Origin of the sequence: Frigidibacter sp. MR17.14, from assembly GCF_037095735.1 — a bacterium.
GTDB lineage: Bacteria > Pseudomonadota > Alphaproteobacteria > Rhodobacterales > Rhodobacteraceae > Frigidibacter.
Genome location: NZ_JBAWKD010000006.1, coordinates 136,304 through 151,373, shown reverse-complemented (window position 1 = coordinate 151,373; position 15,070 = coordinate 136,304). Strand labels below are relative to the sequence as shown.

Here is a 15,070-nt window from a genome sequence, read left to right as displayed (position 1 = left end):
AACAGGCGGAACACCCATGAAACTGCATTCCTCGGCCATTCTGCTGCTTTGCGCGCTGGCGCTCGCGGCCTGCAACAACCCCAACCGCTACGGCGCCGGCGGTGCCGGTGGCATGAACGGTGCGGGCGGCTACGGCGCGAACGGCGCCTATGGCGCGGGCGGGGCCAATGACCCGAACAACCCGAACTCGCCGGCCTACTTCCAGCAGACCATCGGCGACATGGTGAACTTCGCCGTCGACCAGTCGACCGTGTCGAACGAGGCCCGCATGATCCTGACCGGTCAGGCGCAGTGGCTGAACTCGCACCCGAACTACACCGCCATCATCGAAGGCCATGCCGACGAACAGGGCACCCGCGAGTACAACATCGCGCTGGGCGCCCGCCGCGCTTCGGCCGTGCAGGACTTCCTGATCGCCAACGGCGTCGCCGCCAACCGCCTGCGCACTGTCAGCTACGGCAAGGAGCGTCCGCTGGCGATCTGCTCGGAAGAAAGCTGCTACGCCCGCAACCGCCGTGCCGTCACCGTGATCTCGGTCGGCGCCGGCAGCTGAGGATGAATGCCATGATCCGGTTCCCGATCCGCGCGGCGCTTCTCGCCCTCGCGACCGGCACGGCCCTTGCCGCGCCGGCCGGGGCCGAGACCGTGGCCGACATCCGCAAGGAGCTGTCGCAGCTCGCCGCCCAGATCCAGGGCCTGAAGCAGGAGCTGACCTCGAACGGGGCCAACCTGCAGGCCGCGGGCGGCGCCTCGGCGCTCGACCGGATGAACACGATGGAGGCCGAGCTGTCGCGGCTCACCTCCGCCACCGAAGAGCTGCAAAACCGCGTGAGCCGGGTCGTCGCCGATGGCACGAACCGGATCGGCGACATCGAGTTCCGGCTGTGCGAGATGGAAAGCGGCTGCGATGTCGGCAGCCTGCCGATCACCGCGAGCCTTGGCGGCGGCGCGTCCTCTTCGGGCGGCGGGGCGGCGATGACCGCGCCGGCGCCCAGCGCGGCGCCGTCGTCGAAGCCCGCCTCTTCGGGCGGTGCGGAATTGGCCCTGAACGAGAAATCGGACTTCGATCGGGCCAAGGGGGTGCTCGATTCCGGTGACTTTCAAGGCGCCGCTGCGCAGTTTGCGACCTTTGCCCAATCCTATCCTGGCTCGCCGCTGATGGGCGACGCGCAGTTCCTGCGCGGTCAGGCGCTGGAAAAGGCAGGCGACACCGCCAATGCCGCGCGCGCCTATCTGGACGGCTTCTCGAACGCCCCCGAGGGGACGCGCGCGCCCGAGAACCTGACGCGGCTCGGCATGATGCTGGGCCAGCTTGGGCAGTCGAACGAAGCCTGCGTGACCCTGTCCGAGGTCGGCCGCCGCTTCCCGTCGAGCCCGCAGCTGTCCGAGGCGCGCACCGCGATGGCGCAGCTGCGCTGCCAGTGAGGGCCGGCGTGGTGGACCCCGCCCGCGCCCTGCAGGATGGATTTGCGCCCGGCCCCCCGAAGGGGCTGGGCGTTGCCGTTTCGGGGGGCGGGGATTCCGTCGCGCTTCTGCATCTGCTGGCCGAGTGGCGCGGGGCGGGCGGGCCGGATCTGGCCGTTGTCACCGTCGATCACGGACTGCGCCCGGAGGCCGCGAGCGAGGCGACCGATGTCGCCGCGCAGGCGGCTGGGCTGGGCCTGCCGCATGACACGCTGCACTGGCACTGGGACGGCAAGGGCAACCTGCCGGACGCCGCGCGCCGCGGGCGGCTGCAGCTGATCGCGGATTGGGCGCGGGGCAGGGGGCTGGGCGATGTCGCGCTTGGCCACACCCGCGACGATCAGGCCGAGACCTTCCTGATGCGCCTTGCCCGCGGCTCGGGTGCGGACGGGCTGTCGGGCATGGCGCGGCGGCGCGAGGCCCTGGGCATCCGCTGGTGGCGGCCGCTTCTGTCCGTGGGCCGGGACGAGCTGCGTGACTGGCTGGCAGCCCGGGGGCTGGCCTGGGTCGACGACCCGTCGAACGACGATCCGGCCTATGACCGGGTGCGAATGCGTCAGGCCCTGCCGCATCTTGCAACGCTGGGTCTCGATGCGCGGACCCTTGCCGCCACCGCCGATCGGCTGGCCGAGGCGCGCGAAGTGCTCGAGGCCGCGGCAGACCGGCTGGCCCGCGATGCCGCGCGGATCGAGGCCGGCGATGTCGTCGTCGACGCGGCGATGCTAGCCGCCGCGCCCACCGAGACCCGGCTGCGCCTGTTCTCGCGCGCGCTGCTGTTCGTCGCGCCCTCGGATTATCGCCCGCGGCGCGCGCAGGCAGAGGCGGCGCTGGCCACGGCACTTGGCGGCGGGCGCGGGGTGCTGGCAGGGGCACTGGTGCTGGGCGGGCCGCAGATCCGCTTCGCCCGCGAACTCGCTGCCGTCGCAGGGGAAATCGCCACGCCGGGCACGGTCTGGGACCGTCGCTGGGCGCTCTCGGGGTCCGGCGAGGCCGAAATCCGGGCTCTGGGCGAGGCTGGCCTTGCCCAGCTCGAGGACTGGCGCAGCGCCGGGCGCCCGCGGGCAGCGGTGCTGGCCGACCCCGGCGTCTGGTCGGGGCAGCGGCTTCTGGCCGCACCCACGCTGGGTCCGGCGCTCGCCAAGGGCTGGGCGGCGCGGCTCCTTGCCCCGGAATCTCAGCTTTATGGTAAGGCCTGAACCGTATCCTGAGTGTCGCAGCAGGATCACTGACCCGATACCGGAAGCTTCACGGATTGAACCCGGCGACCAAATCCCTATTTTGTGGCACGTGCGCCCGGTCCGTCGGCAAGCGGCCCCGCGCGCGCAAGGTCATTGGAGGATTCCCATTGGGAAACGCGCGTAACATCGCCTTCTGGGTCGTGCTGTTCCTGCTCATTCTGGCGTTGTTCAACCTGTTTTCGGGCGGGCAGAGCACGATGAATGCGCGCACGCTCAGCTATTCGGAGTTCATCAACCGGGTCGACAGCGGCGAGGTTGCGAGCGTCCGGCTGGATGGCGAACAGGTTATCCTGCGCGGCAAGGACGGGCAGACCTACACCACGGTACGCCCGCAGGGCGAACAGCTTGCCGACAAGCTGATCGCGCAGAACGTCGAAGTCACGGTCGAGAAGCAGGAGCAGTCGGGCTTCCTGTCGATGCTCTCGCTCTGGCTGCCGTTCCTGCTGCTGATCGGCATCTGGATCTTCTTCATGAACCGCATGCAGGGCGGCGGCCGCGGCGGCGCGATGGGCTTCGGCAAATCGCGTGCCAAGTTGCTGACCGAAAAGCAGGGCCGGGTCACCTTCGACGATGTCGCCGGCATCGACGAGGCGAAGGAAGAGCTGGAAGAGATCGTCGAATTCCTGCGCAATCCCCAGAAATTCAGCCGCCTCGGCGGCAAGATTCCCAAGGGCGCGCTGCTCGTGGGCCCGCCTGGTACCGGTAAGACCCTTCTCGCGCGCGCCATCGCGGGCGAGGCGGGTGTGCCGTTCTTCACCATTTCGGGGTCGGACTTCGTCGAGATGTTCGTGGGCGTCGGCGCAAGCCGTGTGCGCGACATGTTCGAGCAGGCCAAGAAGAACGCCCCCTGCATCGTTTTCATCGACGAGATCGACGCGGTCGGTCGCAGCCGCGGCGTCGGCTTCGGCGGTGGCAACGACGAGCGCGAGCAGACGCTGAACCAGCTGCTGGTCGAGATGGACGGGTTCGAGGCGAACGAGGGCATCATCATCGTCGCCGCGACCAACCGCCGCGACGTGCTGGACCCGGCGCTGCTGCGCCCGGGCCGCTTCGACCGCCAGATCCATGTCCCGAACCCCGACATCAAGGGCCGGGAAAAGATCCTCAACGTCCACGCCCGCAAGGTGCCGCTGGGCCCGAACGTCGACCTGCGCCTGATCGCGCGCGGCACGCCCGGCTTCTCGGGCGCCGACCTGATGAACCTGGTGAACGAGGCTGCCCTTATGGCCGCCCGCGTCGGCCGCCGCTTCGTCTCGATGGAAGATTTCGAGAACGCCAAGGACAAGGTGATGATGGGGGTCGAGCGTCGCTCGCTCGTGTTGACTGACGATCAAAAGGAGAAGACCGCCTATCACGAGGCCGGGCACGCCCTCGTCGGCCTGCTGCTGCCGAAATGCGATCCGGTCTACAAGGCCACGATCATCCCGCGCGGCGGCGCGCTGGGCATGGTTGTCAGCCTGCCCGAAATGGATCGTCTGAACTTCCACAAGGACGAGGCGCGCCAGAAGCTGGCGATGACCATGGCCGGCAAGGCCGCGGAAATCATCAAATATGGCGAAGAGGGCGTGTCGAACGGCCCGGCTGGCGACATCCAGCAGGCCTCGGCGCTGGCGCGTGCCATGGTCATGCGCTGGGGCATGTCCGACAAGGTCGGCAACATCGACTATGCCGAGGCCCACGAGGGCTATCAGGGCAACACCGGCGGCTTCTCGGTCTCGGCTCATACCAAGGAGCTGATCGAGGAAGAGGTGAAAGGCCTGATCGAGGAAGGCTATGTCAATGCGCGCCAGCTGCTCGTCGACAATGCCGAGGCCTTCGAACGTCTGGCCCAGGGTCTGCTGGAGTACGAGACGCTGACCGGCGACGAGATCAAGAAGGTCATGCGTGGCGAGGCACTGGGTGGCGATGACGACCAGACGCCGCCGTCCGGCTCGTCGGTTATGCCGGCGATCCCCAAGGTCACGAAGCCGCGCGCGCCGAAGGGCGACAGCGGTCTCGAACCCGAGCCGATGGCCTGACGCCGCCGGTGCCGGTCATCGACAGACCCGCGCAGGACTGGGACCCCGCCGCCTACGGCCGGTTCCGGGACCTGCGCCTCAGGCCCGCGCTGGATCTTCTGGCGCGGGTCGATGCTTTGCCGGACGGCGACATCGTCGACCTTGGCTGCGGCTCCGGCGCGGTCGGTCCGGCCCTGGCGCAGCGGTTTGCGGGGCACCGGCTTATCGGGCTCGACACGTCGGCGGCGATGCTGGCCGAGGCGCAGGCGACCGGCGCCTATGCGCGCTGCGAGGTGGCCGATGCCGCTACATGGCAGGCCGCGGCACCGCTGGCACTGATCTTTTCCAACGCCGCGCTGCAATGGCTGCCGGACCACGAGGCGCTGCTGCCCGCGCTTGCGTTGCAACTCGCGCCGGGCGGGGTGCTGGCGGTGCAGATGCCGCGTCAGCATGCCGCCCCGTCGCACCGTTTCCTGCGTGAATTCGCTGCCGACCTTTATCCCGACCGGTTCGACTTCGCGGACTGGACGCCCCCGGTCGCTGCGGCCATCGACTATCACCGGATCCTGAATCCGCTTGGGCTGCTGGATATCTGGGAGAGCGAATATCTGCAGCGCCTCGCCCCGGTCGAGACCGGGCACCCGGTGCGCCGGTTCACCGAATCGACGGCGATGCGCCCGATTCTCGAGAAGCTGTCGGAGGATGAGGCTGCAAGGTTCGTCTCCCGCTATGACGAGGCGCTGCGCGCGGCCTATCCGGTCGAGGCAGACGGCGCCGTCCTCTTCCCGTTCCGACGGCTGTTCCTCGTGCTGTCGACCCTTCAGTCCTGAAAGCAAGACGCCGCCCGGTGGGGCGGCGTCCTGTTGTCCGGCTCACGCCAAGGCGTGGCTCAGACCAGAACCAGCAGCGTCGAGGCGAGGGCGAGTCCCAGGCCGAAGCCGAGGTTGATGGCGATCGTTGCGGCGCGCATGGGCTTCTCCGAAGTTGCAAGCGGCTTTCCTTTCCAACGCGGTGAGGCCGGCGAAGTTCCGCCGCCGCCCGCGATGCCGGTCCGGCGCTTCGGGATGCCGTTTTGCGGCCTGCCGCCACGGGCGGGCCCGGCTAGGGCTGTGCCAGCAGGGGCCGCGGGGATCGGGACTTGAGGCTGCGGCGCAAACAGGGCATCAGACCGGCAAACGCACTTCCGGGAGAGATCGCATGAAGGATCCGCGCGATATCGCGAGCATGGCCGAGCTTCGGGCCGAGATCGACGCGATCGACCGCAGCCTCGTCGAGATCCTGGCGCGGCGGCAACGGATGATCGACCGCGCCATCGAACTGAAGCCCGGCGAGGGCCTGCCGGCGCGGATAGAGACCCGTGTCGAGGACGTGGTGACGAAGGTGCGCAGCAAGGCTTCGGAAACGGGGCTTGATGCAGATGTGGCGGAAAAGCTGTGGCGGACGATGATGGAGGACTTCATCGCCCGCGAGGAACGGGTGCTCGGCTCCGAGTGAGCGGGCCGGCGGACGCAACAGGGGACGGGACGATGGCAGGGACCACGGCAGAGACCACGGCGGCGATCATCGACGGCAAGGCCTTCGCGGCCGGCCTGCGCGCGCGGATCGCGACGCAGGTGGCAGAGCTGAAGGCCGCGCAGGGCATCACGCCCGGTCTGGCCGTCGTGCTGGTCGGCGAGGATCCGGCTTCGGCCGTCTATGTGCGCAACAAGGGCATCCAGACCCGCGAGGTCGGGATGTCGAGCTTCGAGCACAAGCTGCCGGCCGAGACGCCCGAGGCCGATCTGCTGGCGCTGATCGACCGGCTCAATGCCGATCCGGCGGTGCATGGCATCCTCGTGCAATTGCCGCTGCCGGGCCACATGGATGCGACCAAGGTCATCAACGCGATCGCGCCGGCCAAGGATGCCGACGGGTTCCATATCCTGAATGTCGGTCTGCTGGGGACGGGTCAGAAGGCGATGGTGCCCTGCACGCCGCTGGGCTGCCTGATGATGCTGCGCGACCACCTTGGCTCGCTGGCCGGGCTGAACGCGGTGGTGGTCGGTCGATCGAACATCGTCGGCAAGCCGATGGCCCAGCTTCTGCTGAACGAAAGCTGCACGGTCACCGTCGCGCACAGCCGCACCAGGGATCTGCCCGATGTCTGTCGCGGCGCCGACATTCTCGTGGCCGCGGTCGGCCGCCCCGGGATGATCAAGGGCGACTGGGTGAAGCCCGGGGCCACCGTGATCGATGTCGGCATCAATCGCATCGAGGTCGACGGCAAGGCCAGGCTGGTGGGCGACGTCGACTATGCCGCAGCTGCACGGGTTGCTGGCGCGATCACGCCGGTGCCGGGCGGGGTCGGGCCGATGACCATCGCCTGCCTGCTGGCCAATACCCTGACGGCCTGCTGCCGCGCGAACGGCCTGCCGGACCCCGAAGGCCTGACGCCCTAATCCCGGACGCGCTCGTCGGTGACCGGGATCATCGTCCCCTGCAGCAGCGCGACCTGCCGTCGGCTGCCACTGCCGTCCTCGGCGAAGACCTCGGCCGCGACGACCGTGATCCGGCGCCCCGGCCTGATCACCCGCCCTTCGGCGACCAGCAGGCTTCCGATTGCGGGCGCCATCAGGTTGATCTTCATCTCGACCGTGAGCACCTCTTGCCCGGGCTCCATCAGTCCCAGGGCCGCGTAGCCCGCGGCGCTGTCCCCGATCGCGAAGCTCGCCGCCGCATGGGCGAAGCCGTGCTGCTGGCCCAGATGCTCTGCCAGCGGCAGCCGGATCACGGCGCGGCCGGGGGCAAGCTCTGCCAGTTCCGCGCCCAGCGTCCGCATCATCGCCTGACGCGCGAAGCTCTCGCGGATCCGCGTGGCGCGAATTGCCCAATCCTGCGGTTCCTGCATTGCGATTCCTCCCTGCAACACTCTGAAAACGTTACATAGGTGTTGCAATCGTGCGATTGCTCCGTTGCGTCAGGACGGATAAATTCGTGATGTTGTCGCAAATCGGAATCGCTCGCGTGCACGGCTGTCTCGAGGAATGGAAGGCGATGGTCAGCAGCCGCAAGGCGGTGATGACCTGGGCGATCCTTGCCGCGGCGACCGGCTTTACCGGGCCCTTCGGCAGCTACGCCCACATGCCGCTTGCGACCCGGCTGGTCTACTGGCCGCTGGTGGTTGCCGCTGTGATCCTGCTGGGCAGCGGCGTGCGCGTCTTCGTGCACTGCAAGCTGGGCCTTCGGTCGTTCTGGCGCGGGGCCGTGGCCGTCATGGTGCTGAACGTGCTGGTCTTCGTGCCGTTGCTCGTCCTGCTTTCGCCGCTGGCGACAGGCGCCATCGTGCCCTCGGCCATCGAGTTCGCGGGTTTTGTCATTGCCGGCTCGCTCGGGATTTCGGCCCTGCGCTGGACGCTGGGCATCGACGCCCGCAAAGCGGTCCCGACGGCCGGCCTGTCATCGGTCCCGGCAGCGGCGCCGATGCCTGTCGTGGGGCCGGGCAGCGATCCCGACGCCGTGCCGACGCCCGAGGACCGGCCTCAGCCCCCGAGGCTGATCACCCGGCTGCCAGAGCGTGAACGCGGCGCGCTGCTGCGGATCTCTGGCCGCAACCACCATGTCGAGATCCATACCGAACGCGGCACCTCGCGGATCCTGCTGCGTTTTTCCGACGCCGTGGCCGAGACCGCGCCGGTCGAGGGGCTGGAGGTACACCGCTCGCACTGGGTTGCCCTGTCCTCGGTGAAGGGTGTGGCCACGCGGTCGGGCAAGACGGTGCTGGTGATGCTGGACGGAGCCGAGGTTCCGGTCAGCCGAAACTACCGCGAGGCGGTCGCTTCGGCCGGGATCGGCTGAGGCCGGGGCGGGCCGGCAGGGCGATGGCCCGCGGCCCGGTCAGCACCGCAAGCGCGGTGTCCGCCATCAGTCCGGCCAGGACCGGCGACCCGCAATCGAGCCCGCCGGTGTAGGTGCCGAAGGCCGGCAGGATCGCCCGGGTCGCGTCCAGCAGGAAGCAGGCGCGCGCGGCACCGCCCCCGGGCAGGCGCGCCTTGGGGTGATAATGTCCCGACACCTCGCCCTCGGCCCCGGGCCGCGCGATGTGGCGGAAGGTCAGCGGGCCGGCGCGCAGGTCGGCCAGGTGCTGCCCGCCAAGATCGACCGGGCCGGGGTCGTGGTTGCCTTCGATCCAGATCCAGCGCCGCCCGGCCATCAGTCGTGCCAGCCACAGGGCCTCGGGCTCGGGCAGCGCCGCGGCGGCGAGGTCGTCGAAGGAGTCGCCCAGGCAGATGACCTCGGCCGGGGCAAGCGCCTCGATCTCGGCGTCGAGCCGCGCGAGGGTGTCGCGGGTTTCGTAGGGCGGCAGCAGGGCACCGCCACGACGGGCGATGCGGCCCGATTTGCCAAGGTGAAGGTCGGAAACGGCCAGAAGCCGCCGCTCGGGCCACCAGAGCGCGCCACTGGCACGCGCGCGCAGCGCGGCGCCCGCGAGGGTGAAGGCGAAATGCGTCATCCCGCCTGCCTTAGCCCCCGGTCCAGCCGCTGCCAAGCCCTGCCGCCTGCAGCAGCTGCTCTGCCGCATCGGCCAGCAGGCGCTCGCGGCCGGCCCCGGCGATCGGCACCCGGCCGCGTTCGAGGAACATCGGCGCCGCGAGGGGCGGAACGCGGTCGAGACGCAGCAGGTCGCGCCGGCCGCGGGTGCGGTCCAGCATCTCGTCGATGCGGCCGAAATCGACCAGCCCGCTGAGGGCGGCGTCGCGGGTGATGCGCAGGAAAAGGTGATCCGGATCGTGCCGGCGCAGGGTGTCGTAGAGGATGTCGGTTGAAAAAGTTGCCTGTCGGCCGCTGCGTCGCTGCCCCGGCAGGTTGCGCTCGATCAGGCCGCCGATGGTGGCCACGTCACGGAAGGCGCGCTTCATCAGCGCATTTGCGGCGAGCCAGGTCTCGAGCCCTTCGTGCAGGGCACCGGCGTCGAGCAGCGGGGCAAGATCGGTGACCCGCTCCAGCCCCCAGACCAGCGTCGCATAGTCGGTGGCGACGAAGCCGAGGGGGGCGAGCCCCGCATCCTCCATCCGCTTGGTGACCAGCAGGCCCAGCGTCTGCTGCGCATTGCGTCCGGCGAAGGACCAGATTGCCAGATGCTCGCGGCCCTCGAAGGGAAAGCTCTCGACCAGAAGCCGGTCGCGCTGCGGCATCTGGCTGACCTCTGCCTGCAGGGCCACCCATTGGCGGATCGGCAGGGGCAGGGCGCGCTGGCGGTCGGGGTCGTTCAGGATCTCCAGCGTTCGGTCCATCAGTTCGGTCGAGGCGGCGAATTTGGTGCCGTCGTAGACCGCGATCTTCGGTTCGCGCGCGGGGGCGCGGCTGACCTCGACCGTCATCTCGCGCAGCCCGTCGAAGCGGACGATCTCGCCGCCGATCAGGAAGCTGTCCCCGGCGGTGAGGCTGGCGGCGAAGCCCTCTTCGACCTCGCCCAGCGGTGCGCCGCCGCGGCCGCGCAGGCGGACCTTCAGCTTCTCGGTGTCGACGATGGTGCCAAGATTCATGCGGATGCCGCGCGCGGCGCGCGGGTCGCGCAGTTGCCAGAGCCCGTCGCGCTCGACGATCCGCTGCCAGCGGTCGTAGGCGCGCAGCGCGTAGCCGCCGGTGGCGCAGAAATCGAGGCAGTCGTCGAAGGCGGCGCGGCTGAGGGTGCGGTAGGGGCCGGCGGTGCGGATTTCTGCCAGAAGCGCCGCGGCACGGAACGGCCCGGCACAGGCCGTGGCGAGGATGTGCTGGCAGAGCACGTCGAGCGGCCCGGGCCCGCGCGCGCTGCCGTCGAGGTCATGGGCGCGCACCGCCTCGAGTGCGGCGCGACACTCGATGACCTCGAAACGGTTTGCGGGCACCAGCAGCGCCTTAGAGGGGGCGTTGTAGCGGTGGTTGGCACGGCCGATACGCTGCACGAGCCGCTTCACGTTCTTCGGGGCGCCGACCTGGATCACCAGATCCACGTCGCCCCAGTCGATCCCGAGGTCGAGGGAGCCGGTCGCGACCACGGCCCGCAGCCGCCCCTCGACCATCGCCGCCTCGACCTTCTCGCGGGCCTCGCGCGCGAGAGAGCCGTGATGGATGCCGATCGGAAGGTTGTCGGAATTCTGCAGCCAGAGGGCGTGGAAGAACAGTTCCGCCTGCGCCCTGGTGTTGTGAAAGATCAAGGTGATGCGATGGGCCTTCACCTCTTCGAGTATGTCGGGGATCGCGTAGCGCCCACCGCCGCCTGCCCATGGCGGTGGCTCGCGCGTTTCTAGCATGGCGATGTCCGGATTGGGGCCGAGGTCGGCGATCAGCACCTCGCAGGGCGTATCGCCGCAGCTGAGAAACCGTGCCAGCGCCGGAGGATCCTCGACCGTGGCCGACAGGCCGACGCGGCGCAGGGCCGGCGCATGGGTCGAGAGACGCGCGAGGTTCAGCATCAGCTGATCACCACGCTTCGATTCGGCCAGCGCATGGATCTCGTCGACGATCACGCGCTGCAGCGTGGCAAAGACCCGCGGTGCATCCTCGTAGGACAAAAGCAGGGCGAGGCTTTCCGGCGTGGTCAGCAGGATCTGTGGCGGATCGGCCCGCTGCGCCTTGCGCCGGGTGGATGACGTGTCGCCGGTGCGATCCTCGACCCGGATCGGCAGACCCATCTCGGCCACCGGCCGGGTCAGGTTGCGGCGGATGTCCGCGGCAAGCGCCTTCAACGGCGAAATGTAGAGCGTGTGCAACCCGGGGCGCGGATCGACGGCCAGTTCACCCAGCGTTGGCAGGAATCCTGCAAGCGTCTTGCCGCCGCCCGTCGGCGCGACCAACAACGTGGCAGGGTCCTGGGAACGGGCCACCATCTCTTGCTGATGCGGATGCAGGGCCCAGCCGCGGGCAGAGAACCAGGTTCGGATCGGGGCGGGCAGGGCTTCCATGCCCGGCAATCTAGGGTCGCCGGAGCGGTTCGACCATGTTGGTCAGTGCACGATGTCGCTGTCTTCGACGAACATGTTGGCCCAGGCGCGGTCCATCAGGTCGGGCGACATCTGCGGCTCGATCCGTTCGTATTTGCAGATCGACAGGATCTGGTCGATCAGGAAGCCCGGCTGGTAGTTCGCATAGACGTTGTCGATGGTCGGATACTTGTTGCGCAGCAGGTGCACGAGGGCCGCCTGATCCAGCGGCACGCCCTTCTTTTTCGCCACCATCGCGAAGATCTTCAGGAAGCCCTCCTGATCCGGCCCGTCGATCTTGATCTTGTAGAAGATCCGGCGCAGCGCGGCCTTGTCGAAGATCTGGTTGGGATGGAAGTTGGTCGAGAAGATCACCAGCGTGTCGAAGGGCACCTCGAACTTCTCGCCCGATTGCAGGGCAAGGATGTCGCGGCTTTCCTCGAGCGGCACGATCCAGCGGTTAACCAGCTTCTGCGGCGGTTCGGCCTGACGGCCGAGGTCATCGACGATGAAGACGCCGCCCGAGGATTTCAGCTGCAGGGGCGCGGTATAGGTGCGGGCGACCGGGTTGAAGGTGAGGTCGAGCATGTCCAGCGACAGCTCGCCCCCCGTCACCACCGTCGGGCGCTCGCAGAAGACATAGCGGTTGTCGAACCGGTTCGAGGTGCGGCGCAGCGAGCCCGGGTCGTCCACCGCCGATTCGGCCGCGGAATGCACGATCGGGTCATAGACCGCGATGATCTGGCCGGAATATTCAATGGCGCGCGGAACGTAGATCCGCTCGCCGATCGCATCGCGGATCCCGTTCGAGATCGAGGATTTGCCGTTGCCGGGCGGGCCGTACATCAGGATCGATCGGCCCGAGCCGACGGCGGGGCCCAGCTGGTCCAGAAGGTGCGGCGGCAGGATCAGGTGGCCCATCGAACCGATCAGACGGTCGCGGGTGATCGTGATGTTGCGGATCGACTGGCGCTGGACCTGGGCGCGGTAGCTCTCCAGAGGCACCGGCATCGCGCCGAAATATTCCGACTGGGCCAAGGCATCCAGCGCCCGCGCCTTGCCGGCATCGGTCAGCTGGTAGCCCATCTCGTTGCCCGAATTGGCGTGCAGCGTGCCCATCGCCTCGACCAGTCGCTGTCCGCGGCAAAGGTCGATCAGCTCCTGCGCGATGGCGGTCTGCACCGAGCAGATCCGCGCGAGATCCGAGACCAGCGTCAGGTTCATGCGGAACATCGTCTTCAGGAAGATGTCGCGCATCAGCACCGCGCCAAGGCCGGTCTCTTCCATGGTCCGGGGCGCCGGTGGGGCGAAGCTGGGCAGGGTCTGAAGGGTCACGGGGCAGCGCACTCGCGAAGGGCGGGGCGGCAGCACCCGCGGGGGACATGGCGCGAGTAAAGCCTGCCATCGGGGCAGCATCGTGGCAGAAGCGGGCAGATGCAGGGGCGCGGCGCGCGAAATTTTCCGGCGCGATGCCTGTCAGCGGTTGAGCAGCGCGGCGGCCTGTTCGGGGAAGGCGGTCAGGGCCAGGTAGGTGACGATCGTGCCCGAGATGGCGAGGCCCATCGGGAAGTCCGCGCGGGTCCAGCTGACCCAGTCGGGCGTGGCGGCGCGCACGACGGGCAGGGCGCGCAGGCCGCGATGCGCGGCGAAGGCGCCCAGCAGGAAGGCCGCGAAGATCGGCAGCAGCAGTGCCGCATGCGCGGGGGCGACGAAGGGCGCGACCGCCGCCGCGTATTTGGCATCGCCCGCGCCGACGCCCGCCGCGACCGTTAGGAAGAAGCCGATCGCCAGCACCACGACCGCGTTCAGCCAGCGCCAGGCCCAGATCTCGGGCGGCAGGACCAGACCCCCGGCGACGGCGAAGATTGCCAGCACCAGAAGCCCTGTGCGATTGCGGATCTTCATCCAGCGCAGGTCGGTCCAGCAGACATAGAAGGCGACCGGCGCCAGCAGCAGCAGGAAGACCAGCGAGGCGGTCTGCGGCGTGGTGCCCAGCATCCGATCAGCCCTGCGACACCGGGCTGCCCTCGAGCGCGGCCAGCGCGCGGGCGGCCTCGTCGAAATGCTGGGGATGGGTCTCGACCGCGTCGCGCAGCAGGCTCTTGCCGGTCTGCAGGTCGCCCTGCTTGATCGCGGTCAGCGCCGCCGTGTACAGCAGCATCGCCCGTTCGGTCTGGGTCATCTCGACGATCGGCAGATCGTATTTGCGCTGCCCGGCGCGGGCCATGACCAGGTTGTTCTTGGCGGTGAACATCGTGCCGTCGTATTTCAGCGCGTCGGTGAACAGCTTTTCCGCGCCGGCGAAGTCGCGGCGGTTCAGCTTGGAATAGCCCCAGTTGTTCAGCACGTTGGCCGGGCGCGTCGTCAGGCCGGCGGCGGTTTCGTAGAAACTGTCGGCCTTCTTCCAGTTCTTGTTGTAGTCGGCCACCATCGCCTCGAGCCGGTAGCGCTCGTAGGTCTCGTGGGTCGGGGGCACGCGGTTCAGCTGCGCCTCGGCCGGTTTCCACTGGTTGTCGCGGATCAGGGCGTCGGCCAGTTGCACCCGGTCGTCGGGCGTGCCCTCGGGGCCCTCGGCGATCTCGGTCCAGAGCTTGATCGCCTCTGCCGGGCGCTTGGCCTTGACCAGCGAGCCCGCGAGGCCGCGCTTGGCTGTCACGTCGTTTGGACGTTCCTCGAGCGTGCGGGTGAAGTAGGAGACCGCCTCGTTCGGGTCCGCGACCGTCAGCATGATGTCGCTGATGTTGTTTTCCTCGACGACGCCCGCCTCTTTCACCGCGCGCTTAACCTCGGCATCCGAGGTCGTGCGGTTGCAGCCGGCGGCGAGCGTGGCCGCGCCCAGGCAGAGCGCGACGATGACAGGATGACGCATGGCTTCTCCTACTGCGCGTTGCCTTTCGCGGCGCCGAGCAGAAGGTATTCCCCGTAACCGCGCCGCACCAGCTTGTACTCCGCCGGTTCTTCCTGCGGATCATAGCGGGGGGCGTCCATCTTCGCGAGGGCAAGGCGCAGATTTTCGCGGATCTCGTCAGAGTTGCCACTGTCTAGCGCATAGGCCGTGCGGAACACTTGCGCGGCCTCGGAGAGCTCATTCTTTTCCATCAGCACCACGCCGAGATTGTTCCAGGCGGGCACGAAGCGCTCGTCGGCGTCGATGGCCCGGCGCAGCATCTGTTCGGCCTGCCCCAGGCGACCCAGCCGCAGATCGGCCGAACCGATCGCCGACAGCACGTCGACCGTGGTGCCATGCTCGACCGCGGCGCGGTAATAGGCCTTGAGCGCGAGGTCGAATTCGCCCGCCTCCATCAGCCGGTGGCCGACGGTGAGCCCGTCGATGGCCTCGGCCCCGCGGGCCACGCCAGAGGGAGCATAGGGGTTGCTGCCATCACGCGAACAGCCCGCCGCGAGGCAGGCCGTGCACAGCATCAGAAGGGGC

General features: G+C 68.8%; 15 protein-coding genes. 8 read left to right on the top strand and 7 right to left on the bottom strand.

The genetic code is table 11. From position 1 onward, the window contains the following. Positions 1-16: 16 nt before the first annotated feature. The 7 genes from pal (at position 17) to folD (ending at position 7,137) form a co-directional block, all read left to right on the top strand. Entirely contained in the window at positions 17-553 is a 537-nt protein-coding gene (gene pal / locus V8J36_RS16065; RefSeq protein ID WP_336468328.1) for a peptidoglycan-associated lipoprotein Pal, read from the top strand. 11 nt (positions 554-564) lie between these two features. Further along, positions 565-1,425 (top strand): tol-pal system protein YbgF, encoded by an 861-nt coding sequence (ybgF, locus tag V8J36_RS16060; RefSeq protein WP_336468327.1) that lies wholly within the window; start codon positions 565-567, stop codon positions 1,423-1,425. Between the two features lie 8 nt (positions 1,426-1,433). Further along, the gene (tilS, locus tag V8J36_RS16055) at positions 1,434-2,660 is read left to right on the top strand and encodes a tRNA lysidine(34) synthetase TilS (protein WP_336468326.1); all 1,227 of its coding nucleotides are present in this window, start codon (positions 1,434-1,436) and stop codon (positions 2,658-2,660) included. Positions 2,661-2,809: 149 nt separating this feature from the next. Further along, complete coding sequence (gene ftsH / locus V8J36_RS16050; protein WP_336468325.1) at positions 2,810-4,720, top strand: ATP-dependent zinc metalloprotease FtsH; 1,911 nt, start codon at positions 2,810-2,812, stop codon at positions 4,718-4,720. Between the two features lie 8 nt (positions 4,721-4,728). After that, on the top strand, positions 4,729-5,529 hold the full coding sequence (locus V8J36_RS16045; RefSeq protein ID WP_336468324.1) for a methyltransferase domain-containing protein: 801 nt from the start codon (positions 4,729-4,731) through the stop codon (positions 5,527-5,529). Between the two features lie 367 nt (positions 5,530-5,896). Further along, on the top strand, positions 5,897-6,193 hold the full coding sequence (locus V8J36_RS16040; protein WP_336468323.1) for a chorismate mutase: 297 nt from the start codon (positions 5,897-5,899) through the stop codon (positions 6,191-6,193). Positions 6,194-6,225: 32 nt separating this feature from the next. Beyond that, positions 6,226-7,137: a bifunctional methylenetetrahydrofolate dehydrogenase/methenyltetrahydrofolate cyclohydrolase FolD gene (folD, locus tag V8J36_RS16035; RefSeq protein WP_336468322.1), complete on the top strand. Its 912-nt coding sequence runs from the start codon at positions 6,226-6,228 to the stop codon at positions 7,135-7,137. Here folD and V8J36_RS16030 read toward each other — a convergent pair. Further along, the gene (locus V8J36_RS16030) at positions 7,134-7,586 is read right to left on the bottom strand and encodes a PaaI family thioesterase (protein ID WP_336468321.1); all 453 of its coding nucleotides are present in this window, start codon (positions 7,584-7,586) and stop codon (positions 7,134-7,136) included. The two genes, folD and V8J36_RS16030, sit on opposite strands and share 4 nt — an antisense overlap. Before the next feature lie 116 nt (positions 7,587-7,702). Between V8J36_RS16030 and V8J36_RS16025 the strand changes: the two genes are divergently transcribed. After that, on the top strand, positions 7,703-8,533 hold the full coding sequence (locus V8J36_RS16025; protein WP_336468320.1) for a LytTR family DNA-binding domain-containing protein: 831 nt from the start codon (positions 7,703-7,705) through the stop codon (positions 8,531-8,533). On the opposite strand, the gene pdeM is transcribed toward V8J36_RS16025, so the two are convergent. The 6 genes from pdeM to V8J36_RS15995 all read right to left on the bottom strand — a co-directional run bounded on the left by pdeM (position 8,487) and on the right by V8J36_RS15995 (position 15,060). Next, entirely contained in the window at positions 8,487-9,188 is a 702-nt protein-coding gene (gene pdeM, locus V8J36_RS16020; RefSeq protein ID WP_336468319.1) for a ligase-associated DNA damage response endonuclease PdeM, read from the bottom strand. The genes V8J36_RS16025 and pdeM overlap by 47 nt on opposite strands. Positions 9,189-9,198: 10 nt before the next feature. After that, entirely contained in the window at positions 9,199-11,619 is a 2,421-nt protein-coding gene (locus V8J36_RS16015) for a ligase-associated DNA damage response DEXH box helicase (RefSeq protein WP_336468318.1), read from the bottom strand. A 42-nt stretch (positions 11,620-11,661) separates the two neighbouring features. Next, positions 11,662-12,924 carry an ATPase gene (locus tag V8J36_RS16010; protein WP_442902506.1) on the bottom strand — a complete coding sequence of 421 codons (1,263 nt, stop codon included), beginning with the start codon at positions 12,922-12,924 and terminating at the stop codon, positions 11,662-11,664. A gap of 189 nt (positions 12,925-13,113) precedes the next feature. After that, positions 13,114-13,635 (bottom strand): A24 family peptidase, encoded by a 522-nt coding sequence (locus V8J36_RS16005; protein WP_336468316.1) that lies wholly within the window; start codon positions 13,633-13,635, stop codon positions 13,114-13,116. Positions 13,636-13,639: 4 nt separating this feature from the next. Beyond that, positions 13,640-14,506 carry a tetratricopeptide repeat protein gene (locus V8J36_RS16000; RefSeq protein WP_336468315.1) on the bottom strand — a complete coding sequence of 289 codons (867 nt, stop codon included), beginning with the start codon at positions 14,504-14,506 and terminating at the stop codon, positions 13,640-13,642. 8 nt (positions 14,507-14,514) lie between these two features. Further along, positions 14,515-15,060, bottom strand: a complete 546-nt coding sequence (locus tag V8J36_RS15995) for a tetratricopeptide repeat protein (protein ID WP_336468314.1) — start codon at positions 15,058-15,060, stop codon at positions 14,515-14,517. Positions 15,061-15,070 lie beyond the last annotated feature (10 nt).

Excerpts from the sequence above, each read along its gene's own strand:
- pal (WP_336468328.1), top strand. The coding sequence starts at position 17 with ATGAAACTGCATTCCTCGGCCATTCTGCTGCTTTGCGCGCTGGCGCTC.
- ybgF (WP_336468327.1), top strand. The coding sequence starts at position 565 with ATGATCCGGTTCCCGATCCGCGCGGCGCTTCTCGCCCTCGCGACCGGC.
- V8J36_RS16040 (WP_336468323.1), top strand. The coding sequence starts at position 5,897 with ATGAAGGATCCGCGCGATATCGCGAGCATGGCCGAGCTTCGGGCCGAG.
- folD (WP_336468322.1), top strand. The coding sequence starts at position 6,226 with ATGGCAGGGACCACGGCAGAGACCACGGCGGCGATCATCGACGGCAAG.
- V8J36_RS16030 (WP_336468321.1), bottom strand. The coding sequence starts at position 7,586 with ATGCAGGAACCGCAGGATTGGGCAATTCGCGCCACGCGGATCCGCGAG.
- pdeM (WP_336468319.1), bottom strand. The coding sequence starts at position 9,188 with ATGACGCATTTCGCCTTCACCCTCGCGGGCGCCGCGCTGCGCGCGCGT.
- V8J36_RS16015 (WP_336468318.1), bottom strand. The coding sequence starts at position 11,619 with ATGGAAGCCCTGCCCGCCCCGATCCGAACCTGGTTCTCTGCCCGCGGC.
- V8J36_RS16010 (WP_442902506.1), bottom strand. The coding sequence starts at position 12,924 with ATGGAAGAGACCGGCCTTGGCGCGGTGCTGATGCGCGACATCTTCCTG.
- V8J36_RS16005 (WP_336468316.1), bottom strand. The coding sequence starts at position 13,635 with ATGCTGGGCACCACGCCGCAGACCGCCTCGCTGGTCTTCCTGCTGCTG.
- V8J36_RS16000 (WP_336468315.1), bottom strand. The coding sequence starts at position 14,506 with ATGCGTCATCCTGTCATCGTCGCGCTCTGCCTGGGCGCGGCCACGCTC.
- V8J36_RS15995 (WP_336468314.1), bottom strand. The coding sequence starts at position 15,060 with ATGCTGTGCACGGCCTGCCTCGCGGCGGGCTGTTCGCGTGATGGCAGC.